The following is a 15,257-nucleotide window of genomic DNA, read 5'->3' as shown; positions in this document are numbered from 1 at the left end:
CGGTCTCCGGCGCGGTAGCGTGGAGCTCACCCCGCGAGAGAGTGGATGCCGTGAATATCTCTGATCCGCTTCCCTCGGCGGAGGCGCAGCTGCGCGCAGCCCCACCCCACGCTCTGGTCGCCACCGCGCGCCGCCTGCTCGCCGACCGGGCCGGCGCCCAAGAGGTGAAGCTGCTGCTGGCCGACTACGGCCTGTCGGTGCTGCAACCGGTCTCCCATCTGCCGCACACCGGCTCCCCGGTGCCCGCTCAGGACGGCCCGGCGGGCAGCGCCTTCGTCGCCCAGAGCCCGGTGGTCGAGGTGCTGCGCGAGCGCGCCGGCCACCTGGTGCACCTGCCCATCACGGTGCGCGGCGACCGCCTCGGCATCCTCAGCGTGCGGCTGCCCGCAGGGGCGGCGGATCCGGACACCGTGCTCCAGCTGTCGGAGTTCGCCACCGCACTCGGCCACGAGGTCGCCACCGCGGGCCGGGACACCGACCTCTACCTCCAGGCCCGGCGCACCCGGCGCCTCACCCTCGCCGCCGAGATGCAGTGGCAGCTGCTGCCGGGACGCGGCTGCGCCCGCGCGGAATACACGATCGGTGCCCACCTGGAACCGGCCTACGCCATCGGCGGCGACAACTTCGACTGGTCCACGAGCGCCGACCACCTCGTCCTCACGGTCACCGACGGCATGGGCCAGGGCATCGAGGCCTCGCTGCTGACCAGCCTCACCGTCGGTGCCCTGCGCAACGCCCGCCGGGCAGGCATAGGCCTGGCCGACCAGGCCTCGCTCGCCGACCAGGCGGTCTTCGCCCAGTACGGCGGCAAGGCGTACGCCTCCACACTGCTGCTGAGATTCGACCTGGCCACCGGCAGGGTGGCCGCGGTCGACGCCGGGTCGCCGCAACTGTTCCGTCAGCGGGATGGTCACACGGAGCGCATCGCGTTGGAGGCGCAGCTCCCGCTCGGCATGTTCGAGGAGACGCTGTACGAGGAGCAGACCTTCCAGGTCGAGCCCGGCGACCGGCTGATCGTGGTGAGCACCGGCGTGCACGACACCCGCTCCGCTGCCGGGGACGCGTTCGGTGAACAGGCGCTGCGCCAGGTGCTCAGCGCCACTCGCCCCTCACCCCCGCACGAGACGGCGCGTGCGGTGGTCGCCGGGATGATCGAGCACTTCGGCAGCAGCGAACTGATGTCCGACGCCGCCGTGGTGTGCCTGGACTGGACCGGCCGGCCGGCCGGTGGGGCGGACCGGCCGGATCACGGGGCGTAGGGCCGGTCGGCGCCCGGCAGAAGGCCGTCCTGCGCCTGCAGGAACCCGCGCATACCGCGGGCCAGTGCTTCCCGCTCGTCCGTCTCCATGCCGGCGAGGGCCTCGGCGAGGGCCCGTGTCCTGCGGGAGGCCACCTCGTCGAGGACCTGCTGACCGTGGCCCGTGAGGTTCAGCTGTACCTCCCGGCGCTTCAACGGGTGCAGTACGCGTTCCAGCAGACCGGCCGCCTCCAGCCGGTCGCACAGGCGGCTGGCGGTGGGCATCCCTATGTCCATGCTCTCCGCCAGAGTGGTCAGGTTGAGCCCCGGCGCGGCTCTCAGGATCTGCAGGGCCCGTAACTGGTGCGGCGACAGTCGCATCCGCGCTTCCTGCGCGGCAATCGACCACAGGGTCGTGAGACCGTCCACGGCATCGGCGATCTGCAGGGCGAGGGCCATGGCATCGTCGCCCGGCCCGCCTGCCGGGTCGTCCCCGGAACCGTCGAGACCAGTCACGAACGCATCACTTTCCGTATACGCCTGCCCATCAGGACAACACCCACATTCCAACGCGGTACCCGAGGAGCCGCCGAGCAAGCACCGCCAGCCGGGCCATCGTAGGGCCACGCGCGAGTGGGAACGCCGCTTTCCTGAGGGTTGTGCCGTGCGTCCGGCGGGGCGGGCTGCGGCCGGCGCGACCGGGGTGACAGTTGTCCGGTGGCAATAGTTGTCGTGTACCGGCTACGCTCGGCGCAGGAGACATCACACGAAGGCCGTCGGGGCCGGGTGGTCCGGCCGGTGCGTCGGGTGATCCGGCCGGGTGCTCAGGGGGGAGCGGTGTGGCGCCGTGGAGACGCAGACGTCGTCAAGAGGGGCAGGAAGCGTCCGGAGGCGGGCACTTTGCCGACGTCCCGTCGCCCGGTGAGCTTCTGGCGGTCGAGCTGCCCCTTGAGGACTTCCGGGTGCTCGCCCGGGTGATCGAGCACGCCCGCTTATGCCTCACGACGCACAGCGCCGGTGACGCCGAAACGATCCGCAACGCGAGCGGCGCCGAGCTGCTGCCCTCGCTCTACCCCCGGGCCGGTGCCGCGCTCGCCTGGGGCGTTCCCATCGTGCCGGTGCTCTTGTCCGAATTCCGGCATGTGGAGGCCGCGGTGATCAACCTGGAGTCCTACGGCGGCCATGAGACCGTGCTGTGCGAGGGCTACGACCTGCTGAAGCGGCTCGACGAACTCGAGGGGCGCGCGCGGCCGGCTCGTACGGTGGACGGTGTGCTCACCCTCGCGGCGGCGCGGCCCTCCGCACCCTGCACCGGGTGCCCCTAGCAGCGACGGGCGGCCTGACTCCGGGGCGCCGGCACGGCCTGGTGGGCGACGTCAGGCGCCCGCGTCGCCCTGCTGCGCGCGTTCGGCGGCGCGCTGCTTCAGCCGGGCCGCCTCCTTGCGGACCTCGGCCTGCGTGGCGCGCTCCTTCTCCAGCCACTCGGGCCGCTCCTGCTTCAGCGCCTCGATCTGCTCGGTGGTCAGCGCTTCCGTGACCCCGGCGCGGGCGAGACCGGCGATGGAGACGCCCAGCTTCGCCGCGACCACCGGACGGGGGTGCGGACCGTTGCGTCGCAGTTCCCGCAGCCACTCCGGCGGGTTCGCCTGGAGCTCGTTCAGCTCGGCGCGCGAGACGACACCCTCCTGGAACTCGGCGGGGGTGGCGGGGAGGTACACACCCAGCTTCTTCGCCGCGGTCGCGGGCTTCATCGTCTGGGTGCTCTGGTGCGACGTCATGCAGTCCAGACTATCGGCCGCCGACGGGGCCTCTGACCACAGCCGGTAACCTGGCGGAATGACCGACTCGGCGGATTCCCCCTCGTTCCGGCTCGCGTACGTCCCCGGAGTGACGCCCGCCAAGTGGGTGCGGGTCTGGGAGCAGCGCTCGCCCGACGTCCCCCTCACGCTTCTTCAGGTGGAGCCCGCCGAGGCCGGCGACGTCCTGCGGGACGGTCGCGCGGACGCGGGCCTGGTCCGCCTTCCCGTCGACCGTACGGTCCTCAGCGCGATCCCCCTCTACACCGAGACCACCGTCGTCGTGGTCCCCAAGGACCACGTGATCACCGCGGCGGACGAGGTCACCCTCGACGACCTCGCCGACGAGGTGGTCCTGCACCCCCTCGACGACGTCCTCGGCTGGGACCGTCCGCCGGGCGAGCCCGCCTTCGAGCGCCCCGCCACCACGGCGGACGCGATCGAGCTGGTGGCGGCGAACATCGGCGTCCTGGTCGTGCCGCAGTCCCTGGCCCGCCTGCACCACCGCCGCGATCTCACTTACCGGCCGGTCGCGGACGCCCCCCAGTCCAGCGTCGCCCTGTCCTGGCCGGAGGAGGCCACGACCGACCTGGTCGAGGACTTCATCGGCATCGTCCGCGGCCGCACGGTCAACAGCACCCGCGGCCGCACCCGCCCGCAGCCGGAGAAGACAGGGAAGACCGAGAAGGCGGGTAAGCCGGAGAAGGCCGGGACGGGCGGAAGGGCGCGGAAGCCCGCGGCCGGCGCCCGTACGGCGGGCAAGAACTCGCGCGCCCGCTCCGCCGGTGCCGCCAAGAGCGCCAAGCGGGGCAAGCCGCGCCGCAGGTCCTGACCACCGGCACGGCCCGCCCGCCGGTCACCGCCTTCCTAGTGCCCGTCAGGCGGGTCCGGCGGCCCTACGCGACGTACGTCGCCCTCCCCGCCGTGGCCACGATCCGCTCGCCGTCCGCCGCGCTCAGCAGCCCCGCCGCCGTCCACGCGTCCACGGTGGCCCGCACCCGGGACACCAGCGCGCCCTTGTTCGCGAACGGCGCGCCCGCCCAGATCTCGTCGAGCAGTGTCGTGCGGTCCGCCTTCGCCGGGTTGGCCACGCCCGAGTCGGTGCCCCCGAAGACCACGCGGGGTTCGGAGCGGCGGATGTACGCGTGGGTGGGGTCCTCGGTGCCCTCGAAGAACGGGGCGAACTCCGTGCCGTCCAGCGTGAGGTGGAGGGGCTTGCCGGTCACGGCGGTGAAGGTGGGCAGCAGGTCGCCGGAGAGGGCGGCGTTGCGGTACAGCCCGAACGTCAGGTAGTCCGTCGAGGCGCTGCGGGCGACCAGGTTGACGGGGCCGTGGAAGAGGGTCTGGAGCGTCGGGTCGTCCGGGGCCTTCTCGACCCGCAGCCGGAAGGGGACGCTCACCCGCACGGTGTCGCCGCTGCGCCAGGTGCGGCGCACGGTGAAATAGCTGCCGGGGCGCGGAGTTCCGTCGACGGCGCGGCCGTTCACGGTCACCCGGAACCCGGCGGTCGCCCAGGACGGCACGCGCAGCCTCAGCGCGAACGCGGTGGTGCGGCCGCGCACGGTGAGCGTGGTGCCCTGTTCGCGCGGGTAGTCGGTGTTCTGCGTGACGGTGACGCCCTGTTCGGCCCAGGTGAGGGTGGAAGGGCTGAAGAGGTTGACGTAGAGGGCGGTGCCGTCGGCCTGGGCGAAGTACACCGAGTCCTGGTACTTGGTGGCGCTCTCCATGCCGGTGCCCTCGCAGCAGGTCGTGCCCTGCTTGGGCGTGTAGTCGCGGACGTGGCCGGGCGAGAGGCCGATGAAGTACGTGACGAGGGGCTTCTCCGCGTCCGGCTTGTCCTGCTTGGAGCCGAGGACCTGGTTGTACAGGGCCCGCTCGTAGTAGTCCATGTACGCCGGGTCCTGCTCGTGGAAGAACAGGGTCCGGCTCAGCTTGAGCAGGTTGTAGGCGCAGCAGGTCTCCGCCGTGGTGGCGCCGAGCGTGCCCGCGATGGCGTCCCGCGCCTTCCAGAACTCGCCGGTGCTGGTGCCGCCGATGCCGTACATGCGGTGCGGTACGACCATGCGCCAGAAGTTCTTCGCGGCGGTGAGGTAGCGCTCCTCGCCCGTCGCGTCGTACAGCCGGACGTATCCGGTGAAGATGGGGATGTGCTGGTTGGCGTGCAGTCCGTCGAGGACGTCGGTGTTCGCGGCACACGCGTCGATGAGCCGGTCGAGGTCGAACAGCCTTGCCAGGGCGAGGTGTTCGGGCTTGCCGGTGAGGGCGTGCAGGTCGACGACCGCCTCGACGATGCCGCCGAACTCGCCGCTGGAGAAGATGCCCCACATGCGCTGGAGGGTCGCGCCGGGCAGCCGGGAGAGCCGGGAGTGCATCCAGTCGCACAGGCCGGACGCGAGGTCGAGGGCCCGCTCGTCGCCGGTGGCGAGGTGGGCGTCCAAGAGGCCGCGCAGGATCTTGTGCGCGGTGTAGTAGGGCGCCCAGACGCGGGTGTAGTCGCCGCGGGTCATCGACTCCAGCTCGATGAACTGGGTCTCGGGGTACGCCGCGAGGAAGCCGGGATGGCTCGGTCCGCCCCAGGTGCGGCGCAGGGTGGCGGTCAGGCCGCGGCCGGAGGCGTCGGCGAAGGTGGACCCGTCGGTCTCGTCGAAGGCGTACGAGGCCAGGTCGCCGCGTCCGGCCGGGGCGTCGGCGGGGCGGCTGTCCTGCAGGCCGGCGATCTCGGCGGGGGTCAGGGCGCGCGACCAGACGTCGAAGCCGCCGAAGGCGCCCGCGAAGACGGGGTCGGCGGGGAAGGCGGAACGGCCCAGCCAGGCGTGGGCGGGGGTGCCGAGGCTCGCCGGGGTGAGGGTCATGGCGGCGTTGCGGGCCACGGCGGTGCCGTTGACGTACAGCGTGCCGGTGCCGTCGGCGAGGGTCACCGCGAGGTGGCTCCACCGGTCGAGGGGGAGCGGCGCGGTGCCGTCGATGCCCTGCTCGGCGCCGGGTCCGTCGGTGGTGAGGGCGAAGCGCGGGGCGCCACCGCCGCTGCGCGCGGCCAGGTACAGGTAGCGGGCGGTGTCGTCGCCGCAGTCGAGGACGCGGGCCCACGTGCTCGCGTGGGTGGGCTTGACCCAGGCGGCGAGGGTGATCGCCGGGCTTCCGGCGAGGACGTTGCGGGGCAGGTCGACGTACTGGTACGAGCCGCGGACGTACTCCACCGCCCGGCCGAAGCGGCCCGCCGCGGGCAGCACCACCGGGTCCCGGCGCAGTGCCTCGCGGACCTCGGCCAGGGCGCCCACCATGGTGCGGATCCGGTCCGCGTACACCTGGTCGCCGGTGCTCGCGAACGCCTGGGACAGCATGGTGAGGAAGTGGCCGGTGTAGTGGCCGCGGAGGTTGCCGTTGGCCTCCCCGTCCAGGCCCTCCCAGCCGCCGGGGGCGACCGCGCCGCCGGTCGGGAGGCCGGCGTTGGCGCGGAAGACCTGGAGCAGCCGGTTCGCGTCGTAGCCGCGGGCGTGGTCGAGCATCAGCTGCCGCTTGCCGGCGAAGAGGCCCGGTCCGAGGGTCACGTCCTTGAGGGCGAAGGGGCGCAGCTTCCAGGCGGCCGGTGCGGGGAGGGTGGTTGCGGGGGTCGTGGTGGTGGCGGTGGTGGCGGTGGTGGCGCCCCCGGCGGACGCGGTGGCCGGCGTGGAGGTGGCGGCGAGGCCGGGGGTGGCCGCGGCGAGGATCGCCGACTGGAGAAGGGCGCGGCGGGAGAGGGGCGGGGCCATGGGTGCTGCTCCTCTGATCGACTCGGCATGTTCGGTATGTCGAATGCTGTACGAGTAGTCGACCAGAAGGTAGAGGTGAGGTCTGAGTGCGTCAACGGGTCCCGACCGATTCGGCCGGGACCGGGGGGCGGTGGGTGTCCGGCCGGAGAGGTCAGGACGCCGGGGCGGTGCCGCGGAGCCAGTCGAGGGCGGCGCGCGCCGTGAACTCCCGCTGGCCGCCGCGGAAGACCAGGTCCGCCGTGGCGAACTCCGGGTCGCCGGCCTGGTCGGCGACGTACGGGACGGCGACGCAGCGCATGCTGGCCGCGTGCGCGGCCGCGGCACCCGGGGCGGCGTCCTCCACGACCACGCAGCCGGCCGGGGCCGCGCCGAGACGACGGGCCGCCTCCAGGAAGACGTCGGGGGCGGGCTTGCCGCGCCGCACCTCGTCGGCGGAGACGACCGTGCGCAGCAGGGCGTCCAGGCCGGTGGCGGCCAGGATCGCCGCGATGGCCTCGGGCGAGGAGCCGGACGCCACGGCCATCGGGACCTGCTCGGAGGCGAGCAGCTCCACGAACGTGCGCATCTCCGGGTAGACGGGCGTCGCCGCGCGGGCCAGCTCCAGGTAACGGCGGTTCTTGGCGGTGAACAGCTCCTCGGTGGGAGCGCTCAGACCGTACCGTCGCTTCCAGTCCGCGATGGTGTCCAGCGTGCTGATGCCGACGTACCGCTCGTGGTCCTGCCAGGTGTAGCCCGGTACGCCGTGCTCGGCGAGGATTTGCCGGCCCGCCTCGTAGTAGTTCGGCTCGCTGTCCACGAGCGTTCCGTCGAGATCGAAGATGACCGAGATTCCGCCGAGACTGTTCATGGGATCAGGATGCCAAGCGGGGATCGGCGGCCCGTCGGGCGGGAGCGGCGCGGTGCGCCCCGGCTCACGCGCGCCCCGGCTCACGTCCTCGTCGCCCGCCCGATCGACTCCACCAGCGGCAGCAGCCGGTGCGGCACGCGTTCGCGCAGGGCCACCTCCGTGCGGGTGCGGACGACACCGGGGAGGCTGATCAGCTTCTGGATGACGTCCTCCAGGTGGGCGTTGTCGCGCGCCACGACGCGGGTGAGCAGATCGCCGCCGCCCGTGATGGAGAACGCCTCCACGATCTCCGGCACGCCGGCCAGCGCGTCGCCCACGTCGTCGAGGTGGCCCTGGGTGACCTCGATGTGGACGAAGGCGAGCACCGGATGGCCGAGGGCGGCGGGGGAGAGGGTCGGGCCCGTGCCGGTGATCACGCCCTCCCGCTCCAGCCGGTCCAGCCGGGCCTGGAGGGTGCCGCGCGCGACCCCGAGGATGCGGGCGTACTCCCGCACGCTCGTGCGCGGCTGCTCCAGCAGCAGCCGCAGGATGCGGGTGTCCAGCTCGTCCACGGCCATGGTGCGCGGCCTCCTCCTCGATGATCTTGGCTGACTGTACCAATGGCCCAGCCCGCCCTCCGTCGGCTGAACCACTCGCCATGGTCCGATGGCCCGGTGCCGGCCGCATCCTCCGACTTCCGCATGAGCCAATGGCCCAGTCGAGGCGGGGCGACTTGAGCCACTGGTGGCAGGGATGCTGTCATGGTGAGGTCGATGGCGCTGCGGATCCCGCGGCGCCTTTTTCGTGCCGATCAGCTCAAGGGGGCGGTAAGCAGTGCTGAAGAGGGTGTTCGTGGCTCCGGATCCGGGGCGGACGCGGCTGCGTTTCGCGACCCGCGCGGTCCTCGGCGTCGGTCTCGCGGTCGTCGTCTGCGGGCTCGCCGGCCACTCCCTCGTCGGTGCCGTCATCGGTGGCCTCGCGGCACTGCTCGCCCTGTTCACCGTCACCGACGCCACCGTGCGCGGCCAGGCGGTCACCACCGCGCTGCTGCCGGTCGTCGGCCTGCCGGTGCTCGCCGTCGCGGCCGAGGTGCACGACCAGCGCGTGCTGCGCGACCTGTTCTTCCTCGCCGTGGTCGGCGCGGGCGTCTACGCCCGCCGCTGGGGCCCGCGCGGACACAGCCTCGGCGTGTTCGCCTTCATGACGTACTTCATCGCGCAGTTCCTCCAGGCCACCCCGCGCCACCTGCCCGAGCTGTACGCCGCCGTCCTGCTGTCCGTGCCGGCCGCGGCGGCCGTGCGGTTCGGCCTGTGGTGCTACGAGCGGCGCATGCCCCCCGTCCCCGCCGTCGCCCCGCCGGACGGCACCGGACTCGGCCGGATCACCACCCGCCAGGCGGTCCAGGCGACCGTCGGCGCGGCGTTCGCGCTGGTCGTGGGCCAGCTGGTGTCCGACGAGCGGTGGTACTGGGCCGTCGGCGCCACCTGGTGGATCTTCGTGAACACCACGTCGCGCGGCGAGACCCTGGTCCGCGGCTTCCGGCGCGTCCTCGGCACGGTGCTCGGCATCGGCCTCGGCCTGCTGGTCGCCGTCCCGCTGGAGGGCGCCGCCGTACCCTCCGCCGCCCTGATCGCCGTCTGCGTCTTCGGCATCTTCTACACGGCCGCGGTCTCGTACACCTGGATGATGCTCTGCGTCACCGTGCTGGCCGAGCTGCTGTACGGCCTCCTCGGCATGCTCGAACCCGCGCTGCTCGCGCTGCGTCTCGCCGAGACGGGCATCGGCGCGCTGGGTGCCGTCCTGGCGGTCCTCTTCGTCCTGCCCGTCACCACCCACCGGGTCACCGACGCCTGGATCCAGCGCGCCCTGCGCTCGGTGCACGCCTGCACCGCCGAGGCCGCCGCCCGGCTCGCCGGCGACCCGGCCGCCGACCCCGCCCCGCGCGTCGCCGAGCTGGAGCAGCAGCTCGCCCGGGTCCGGCTCGCGGTCGCCCCGCTGGTCCATCCGCTCAACCCGATGCGCGGCCGCAAGCGGCGCGCCCGCCGGGTGCTCGCCCTGCTCGACGACTGCGCCCGCGAGGTCCGCGGTCTGGTCGCCGTCGCCGCCGACCCGGAGGCCTCCCACGACGCCCGGCTGGCCACCGCCTGCTGGCGGGTGCAGGCCGCGGTCGAGGCGCTGACCGGCGGACCCGCGGAACGCGAGATCGCCGGCCTCGCCCCGCAGCCTCCGGCCGCCGAGCCGGCGCTCGCCCACCTGCACGGCCTGGAGCGCGCGCTCGCCGAACTGGCCACACCCCTGCGCACGCCGCCGAAGTCCCCGCTCGTCGAGGCGTAGGCGCGGACGCCGCCGCCCTGGCGTCCGAGGCGGCGGCGGACCCCGGCCGGTGAGAGGCAGGGACGGCCCTTCACGAGACCCGCACCCGTTTGGTCTAGACCTTCCCTGGTCCGCTGCTACCGTCACCGCACAGGCCCAGGACCGAGAGGGGACAGCGGTGACGGACGGCGGACAGTGGCGGCGGGCGTACATCGGATCGTTCACGGCGGCCGGCGGCCCCGGAGTGGTGACGGCCGCCGTCGACCCGGACAGCGGCGCGCTCACGCTGCTCAACGCCGTCGACGACCTCCCCGACCCCTCCTGCCTCGCCCTGGCACCCGACGGGCGCACGCTCTACGCGGTCAGCGAGACGGCCGACGGCGCGGTGGGCGCCTACCGCGTGGACGGCGCGCTCCCCGAACCCGCCGGGGCGCCGGTGCGCGTCGGCGGCGGACCCACCCACCTCAGCGTGCACGCCGGGCACGTCCTCACCGCCGACTACGGCACCGGCAGCGTCACCGTCGTGCCGCTGCGCGCCGACGGCACCCTCGCCGCCGCCGCGTCCGCGACGCTCCGGCACACCGGGTCGGGGCCCCGCACCCCCCGCCAGCGGGGCCCGCACGCCCACCAGGTACTGCCGGACCCGAGCGGACGATGGATCCTCGGCGTGGACCTCGGCACCGACTCCGTCCGCGTCTCCACCCTCGCCGAGGGCGCTCTGGCACCGCATCGGGAGACCGCCCTGCGGCCCGGCTCCGGACCGCGCCACCTGGCCTTCCACCCCGGCGGCACGCACGCCTACGTCGTCAACGAACTGAGCCCCACCGTCACCGTCTGCCACTGGGACGCCGGGGACGGGGTCCTGCGCCCGCTCGCCGAGACACCGGTGCTGCCCGGCGCCCCCGCCGGTGACGCCTACCCGTCGGGCATCGCCGTCTCGCCCGACGGCCGCTTCGTGTGGACCGCCACCCGCGGCGAGGACGTGCTGTCCGTGTTCGCCGTCGAGAAGGACACCCTGCGGCTGACCGGTACCGTGCCCTGCGGCGGCCACTGGCCCCGCGCGCTCACCGCGTCGGAAGGGCTCCTGTACGTCGCGAACGAGCGCTCCGGCGATGTGACCTGGTTCGCCGTCGACCCGGCGACGGGGTGGCCGCGGCGCGCGGGAGCGGTGCGGGTGACGGCGGCGTCGTGCGTGGTCCTCGGCTGAGCCGGGGCATGCGGGAAGGGCCCGCTCCGGCGTGCGGAGCGGGCCCTTCACGTGTCGTTCGTCGTACGGCGGTGCCGGGTCAGCGGACCGGCGCGCCCTGGGGCTGCTGCGGGGCGATGCCCAGGGCCGTCGTGTACTTGGCCAGGGCGAGCTTGCCGATCGCCGGGTACGGGCCCAGCGCCTCGGAGGCGGGGCAGTCGGCCTCGGCGGCGGCCGCCTCGACCAGCGAGGTGTCGATCTCCGGGCCGATCAGGTACGGCGCGAGCGCCAGCTGCTGGGAGCCGGAGGAGCGCAGCTGCTCGGCGACGGAGGCGATCGAGCCCTCCTGGTCGAGCGCCGCGGCCATCACCGGCACGGCCAGGCGCGCGGCGAGCAGCATGCCGGTGATCCCGGCCGCCTGCACGGCCTCCTCGCCGCCGACGGCCGCCAGGATGATGCCGTCCGCGGCGGTCGCCACGGTGAACAGCCGGGCCCGGTCGGCGCGGGCCAGACCGGCCTCCGAGAGCCGCACGTGCAGCGCCTCGGCGAGCAGCGGGTGCGGGCCCAGCACATCGGTCAGCTCGGCCGCGACCCGGCTGTCCATGACGGCCTGGCGGACCTGGCGCAGCAGCGCGGCGTCCGGGCCGGCCAGCAGGGGAACGACGACGGCGACGGGGCCCTCGGGCTCCTTGGCGTCCGTGCCCGCGGCCAGGGCCTGCTCGTAACGGGCGGTGCGCTCGTCGGCGGCGTGCGCGAGCACGGCCTGGAGCGTGGGGAACTCGGTGTCGTCCCCGTCGACGTACCCGATTCGGGCGTCGAGGCCGGGCAGCTCGGAGCGGGCGATGCTCACGATCTCCTCGGCGAGACCGCGCGTGGCGGCGCTGGGCGCGCCGGGCACCGCGAGGACGAGCGCGGGCGCGCCCTCGGGAGCCGCCAGGGGCTCGGGTCGGCGGTGCCGCCCGGGCTGGCGGGGGCGCGGCATTCGTACTGGCAGGCCGGACGCGGGCCCAGTGGAGGAGCTCATGGTGCCGCATGTTAGTGGCTTCCGTGGCTCCCCTGTTCGGGGAGGGTGCAGGTGAGCGGTATCCGTCCGGTTTTGTCTGATGAGTTACGGCGGCATCGGAACTGATCAGCGGGTTTTCGTCCGGGCGGGACGTGCGACGCCGCCCGGAGTGGCCGGAATGCGGCGGCCGGATCATTCCTCCGCAGGGGCCGCGCAGAACAGTCTCGCGTCCCCCGGAAGGGTGAGGGTGCCGGTCGCGAGAGCGGTGGCGATCCGCACCGCGCCGTGCAGCGGATCGCCCGCCGCGGGCACGCACCGGGCGTGCGGCAGGCGCTCCGCCAGTTCCTCCCGCACGGGCGCGAGCAGCGGCTCGCCCATCCTGAACAGGCCCCCGGTCAGGCTCACTTCCGGCGTGCCCTCGGCGGGGCAGACGGCGGCCGCCGCGTCGGCCATGTGCCGGGCCGCCGCGCGGAGGATGTCCGCGGCGACCGGGTCGTCGGCGGCGCAGGCCGCCACCCGCGGCGCGAACGAGGCGAGGACGGCCGGGCGGTCGCTACGGGGGTACAGCGCGCCGGGGAGGTCCGGCAGCGGGCCGAACTGCTCCTCGGCGCTGGCCAGCAGCCGGGTGGAGCCGCCCGCCCGTCCGTCGTACGCCCGCAGCGCGGCCTCCAGACCGGCGCGCCCGATCCACGCTCCGCCGCCGCAGTCGCCGAGCAGATGGCCCCAGCCGTCCGCCCGCCGCCAGCCGGTCAGGTCCGTGCCGATTGCGATCAGACCGGTGCCCGCGGCGATCACGGCGCCGGGCCGGACACCGAGCGCGCCGACGTACGCCGTGACGGCGTCCGCGGCGAGCGCGACCCGCCGGATGCCGAACTCCCGCCGCAGGGCGCCCGGCAGTTCGGCGCGCAGCGCGTCACCGAGCGTGCCGAACCCGGCGGCGCCGACCACGGCACAATCCGGCTCCGCCACTCCCGTCCCGGAGGCCAGGTCCCGCACCATCGGCACCAGTTGCTCCATCAGGTGTCCGGCGTCGATCCCGCCCGGTCCCGTCCGCACCGGCACCCGGGACTCCCGCTGCCCGAGCGGGCCGCCGTCCACCGTGCCCACGACCACCCGCAGGCCGGAGCCGCCCGAGTCCACGGCGAGGAACCCGGTGGAGGTCACGGCAGGCGCCAGTCCACCGGTTGGCCGCCCTGACGGATCAGCAGGTCGTTGGCGCGGCTGAAGGGCCGGGAGCCGAAGAAGCCGCGGTCCGCCGACATGGGGGAGGGGTGGGCGGACTCGATGGAGGGCAGGTCGCCGAGGAGCGGGCGGAGGTTGCGGGCGTCGCGGCCCCAGAGGATGGACACCAGGGGCTTGCCCCGGGCGGCCAGCGCGCGGATGGCCTGCTCGGTGACCTCCTCCCAGCCCTTGCCGCGGTGCGCCGCCGGTTTGCGCGGTGCGGTGGTGAGCGCCCTGTTGAGCAGGAGCACGCCCTGCCGCGTCCAGGGCGTCAGGTCGCCGTTCGAGGGCTGCGGCAGGCCCAGGTCGGCCTGCAGCTCGCGGAAGATGTTGATCAGACTGCCGGGCAGTGGCCGCACGTCCGGGGCGACGGAGAACGACAGGCCCACCGCGTGCCCCGGGGTCGGGTAAGGGTCCTGTCCGACGATCAGGACCCTCACCTCGTCGAAGGGCTGCTGGAAGGCGCGCAGGACGTTCTGTCCGGCCGGGAGGTAGGTGCGTCCCGCGGCGATCTCCGCGCGCAGGAAGTCACCCATCTCGGCGATCTTCCCGGCGACGGGTTCGAGGGCCTTCGCCCAGCCCGGTTCGACGATTTCATGCAACGGTCGTGGTGCCACGGGCGTCACCCTACTGCCGTACGCCACACGGCGATCAACCGGTGGCCGACGCCCGGCGCCATGGACCGCAGCCCGCGGCACCCCCGGGACGGTCCGCCCCGCCTCATCCGACCACCGCGGCCCGCACGCACAGCACGTCCGGCAGGTGCGCGGCCAACTGCCGCCAGCTGTCGCCGTCGTCGGCCGACGCGTACACCTCGCCGTTGCGGTTGCCGAAGTAGACGCCCGCCGGGTCGGCGTCGTCCGTGCACATCGCGTCGCGCAGCACCGTGCCGTAGTGGTCACCCTGCGGCAGACCCGCCGTCAGCGGCTCCCAGGTCTTGCCCGCGTCGGCCGTGCGGAACACCCGGCAGCGGCGGCCGGCGGGCACGCGGTCGGAGTCCGCGGCGATCGGGAAGACGTACGCCGTGTCCCCGCGGCGCGGATGGGTCGCGACGGCGAAGCCGAACGTGGACGGCAGACCCTCGCCGATGTCGGTCCAGTGCGCGCCCGCGTCGTCGCTTCTGTACACCCCCCAGTGGTTCTGGAGATACAGCCGGTCCGGGGTGACCGCGTCCCGCGCGATCTTGTGCACGCACTGGCCGAACTCCGGGTCCGGATCGGGCAGGAACACCGCGGAGACACCGGAGTTGGACGGGGCCCAGCTCGCGCCGCCGTCGCCGGTGCGGAACACGCCGGCCGCCGACACGGCCACCGTCACCGACCGCGGGTCGCGGTGGTCGGTGAGGACGGTGTGCAGGCCCTCCCCGCCGCCGCCCGGCATCCACCGCGAGCGCGTCGGGTGCTCCCACAGGGGACGGACGAGGGCGAAGCTCTCGCCGCGGTCCTCCGAGCGGTACAGCGCGGCCGGTTCCGTGCCCGCGTACACCACGTCCGGCTCCGCCGCCGCCGGGTGCAGCTGCCACACCCGCTCCAGCGAAGCCTTTGTGTCCTGCGGGAACTTCACGGCCGGCCGGGCGGGCTCGGTCCAGGTGCGGCCGAGGTCGTCGGAGTGGAAGACGGACGGACCCCAGTGCGCGCTGTCCCCGCCGGCCAGCAGGCGCGGGGCGGAGCCGCGGGTGTCGATGGCGACCGAGTACACGGCCTGCGCGTTGAAGTAGGGGCTCTCGTCGAACTCCCACGCGCCACCACCCCGCCGGCGCCCGATGAACAGGCCCTTGCGCGTGCCCACGGCCAGCAGTACCTCGGTCATGCCGATCACCTCCGCGACGTCTTTGTCCCAGACACCGGCCAGTCTGCACCCCACCACTGACAGTCACCCCTCGGAACGCCGTCGCCGCAGGTCACGGCGGTGTCTCCGGACCGGGTC

General features: G+C 74.1%; 14 protein-coding genes. 5 read left to right on the top strand and 9 right to left on the bottom strand.

What is annotated here, in order from left to right; translation table 11 throughout:
• The first annotated feature begins 41 nt into the window (after positions 1-41).
• Complete coding sequence (locus tag G7Z13_RS03620; protein ID WP_165995955.1) at positions 42-1,259, top strand: PP2C family protein-serine/threonine phosphatase; 1,218 nt, start codon at positions 42-44, stop codon at positions 1,257-1,259.
• On the opposite strand, the gene G7Z13_RS03615 is transcribed toward G7Z13_RS03620, so the two are convergent.
• Positions 1,247-1,753 carry a MarR family transcriptional regulator gene (locus G7Z13_RS03615; RefSeq protein WP_165995953.1) on the bottom strand — a complete coding sequence of 169 codons (507 nt, stop codon included), beginning with the start codon at positions 1,751-1,753 and terminating at the stop codon, positions 1,247-1,249. The genes G7Z13_RS03620 and G7Z13_RS03615 overlap by 13 nt on opposite strands.
• Before the next feature lie 446 nt (positions 1,754-2,199).
• On the opposite strand from G7Z13_RS03615, the gene G7Z13_RS03610 reads away from it, so the two are divergent.
• Positions 2,200-2,562: a hypothetical protein gene (locus G7Z13_RS03610; RefSeq protein WP_240926103.1), complete on the top strand. Its 363-nt coding sequence runs from the start codon at positions 2,200-2,202 to the stop codon at positions 2,560-2,562.
• 51 nt (positions 2,563-2,613) lie between these two features.
• Here G7Z13_RS03610 and G7Z13_RS03605 read toward each other — a convergent pair whose 3' ends face one another.
• Positions 2,614-3,015, bottom strand: coding sequence for a DUF5997 family protein (locus G7Z13_RS03605; protein ID WP_165995951.1), 402 nt, complete (start codon positions 3,013-3,015; stop codon positions 2,614-2,616).
• A gap of 58 nt (positions 3,016-3,073) precedes the next feature.
• Between G7Z13_RS03605 and G7Z13_RS03600 the strand changes: the two genes are divergently transcribed.
• Positions 3,074-3,865, top strand: coding sequence for a LysR family substrate-binding domain-containing protein (locus G7Z13_RS03600; RefSeq protein WP_165995949.1), 792 nt, complete (start codon positions 3,074-3,076; stop codon positions 3,863-3,865).
• A gap of 64 nt (positions 3,866-3,929) precedes the next feature.
• Here the strand turns inward: G7Z13_RS03600 and G7Z13_RS03595 are convergent, their stop codons facing one another.
• From G7Z13_RS03595 to G7Z13_RS03585, 3 genes are all read right to left on the bottom strand, one after another.
• A complete protein-coding gene (locus G7Z13_RS03595) occupies positions 3,930-6,782 on the bottom strand; it encodes a beta-L-arabinofuranosidase domain-containing protein (protein ID WP_165995947.1) in 2,853 nt (950 codons plus the stop codon).
• Between the two features lie 151 nt (positions 6,783-6,933).
• A complete protein-coding gene (locus G7Z13_RS03590) occupies positions 6,934-7,629 on the bottom strand; it encodes an HAD family phosphatase (RefSeq protein ID WP_165995945.1) in 696 nt (231 codons plus the stop codon).
• Between the two features lie 80 nt (positions 7,630-7,709).
• Positions 7,710-8,186, bottom strand: coding sequence for an Lrp/AsnC family transcriptional regulator (locus G7Z13_RS03585; RefSeq protein ID WP_165995943.1), 477 nt, complete (start codon positions 8,184-8,186; stop codon positions 7,710-7,712).
• Positions 8,187-8,442: 256 nt separating this feature from the next.
• Between G7Z13_RS03585 and G7Z13_RS03580 the strand changes: the two genes are divergently transcribed.
• Together G7Z13_RS03580 and G7Z13_RS03575 are read left to right on the top strand one after the other, a co-directional pair.
• Positions 8,443-9,942 (top strand): FUSC family protein, encoded by a 1,500-nt coding sequence (locus G7Z13_RS03580; protein ID WP_165995941.1) that lies wholly within the window; start codon positions 8,443-8,445, stop codon positions 9,940-9,942.
• A 157-nt stretch (positions 9,943-10,099) separates the two neighbouring features.
• Positions 10,100-11,128: a lactonase family protein gene (locus tag G7Z13_RS03575; protein ID WP_165995939.1), complete on the top strand. Its 1,029-nt coding sequence runs from the start codon at positions 10,100-10,102 to the stop codon at positions 11,126-11,128.
• A gap of 79 nt (positions 11,129-11,207) precedes the next feature.
• Here the strand turns inward: G7Z13_RS03575 and G7Z13_RS03570 are convergent, their stop codons facing one another.
• The 4 genes from G7Z13_RS03570 to G7Z13_RS03555 all read right to left on the bottom strand — a co-directional run bounded on the left by G7Z13_RS03570 (position 11,208) and on the right by G7Z13_RS03555 (position 15,140).
• Positions 11,208-12,131 (bottom strand): hypothetical protein, encoded by a 924-nt coding sequence (locus G7Z13_RS03570; protein ID WP_206312995.1) that lies wholly within the window; start codon positions 12,129-12,131, stop codon positions 11,208-11,210.
• Between the two features lie 171 nt (positions 12,132-12,302).
• Complete coding sequence (locus tag G7Z13_RS03565; protein WP_165995937.1) at positions 12,303-13,274, bottom strand: BadF/BadG/BcrA/BcrD ATPase family protein; 972 nt, start codon at positions 13,272-13,274, stop codon at positions 12,303-12,305.
• The gene (locus G7Z13_RS03560; RefSeq protein WP_165995935.1) at positions 13,271-13,948 is read right to left on the bottom strand and encodes a uracil-DNA glycosylase; all 678 of its coding nucleotides are present in this window, start codon (positions 13,946-13,948) and stop codon (positions 13,271-13,273) included. Before G7Z13_RS03560 ends, G7Z13_RS03565 begins: the two co-directional genes overlap by 4 nt.
• A 103-nt stretch (positions 13,949-14,051) precedes the next feature.
• Positions 14,052-15,140, bottom strand: coding sequence for an exo-alpha-sialidase (locus G7Z13_RS03555; RefSeq protein WP_165995933.1), 1,089 nt, complete (start codon positions 15,138-15,140; stop codon positions 14,052-14,054).
• Between the last annotated feature and the right edge of the window lie 117 nt (positions 15,141-15,257).

Source organism: Streptomyces sp. JB150 (assembly GCF_011193355.1).
Taxonomy (GTDB): domain Bacteria; phylum Actinomycetota; class Actinomycetes; order Streptomycetales; family Streptomycetaceae; genus Streptomyces.
The sequence above is the reverse complement of the archived record's forward strand: the minus strand, read 5'-3'. Positions and strand labels throughout refer to the sequence as shown.

Excerpts from the sequence above, each read along its gene's own strand:
- G7Z13_RS03590 (WP_165995945.1), bottom strand. The coding sequence starts at position 7,629 with ATGAACAGTCTCGGCGGAATCTCGGTCATCTTCGATCTCGACGGAACG.
- G7Z13_RS03570 (WP_206312995.1), bottom strand. The coding sequence starts at position 12,131 with ATGAGCTCCTCCACTGGGCCCGCGTCCGGCCTGCCAGTACGAATGCCG.
- G7Z13_RS03600 (WP_165995949.1), top strand. The coding sequence starts at position 3,074 with ATGACCGACTCGGCGGATTCCCCCTCGTTCCGGCTCGCGTACGTCCCC.
- G7Z13_RS03605 (WP_165995951.1), bottom strand. The coding sequence starts at position 3,015 with ATGACGTCGCACCAGAGCACCCAGACGATGAAGCCCGCGACCGCGGCG.
- G7Z13_RS03595 (WP_165995947.1), bottom strand. The coding sequence starts at position 6,782 with ATGGCCCCGCCCCTCTCCCGCCGCGCCCTTCTCCAGTCGGCGATCCTC.
- G7Z13_RS03585 (WP_165995943.1), bottom strand. The coding sequence starts at position 8,186 with ATGGCCGTGGACGAGCTGGACACCCGCATCCTGCGGCTGCTGCTGGAG.
- G7Z13_RS03555 (WP_165995933.1), bottom strand. The coding sequence starts at position 15,140 with ATGACCGAGGTACTGCTGGCCGTGGGCACGCGCAAGGGCCTGTTCATC.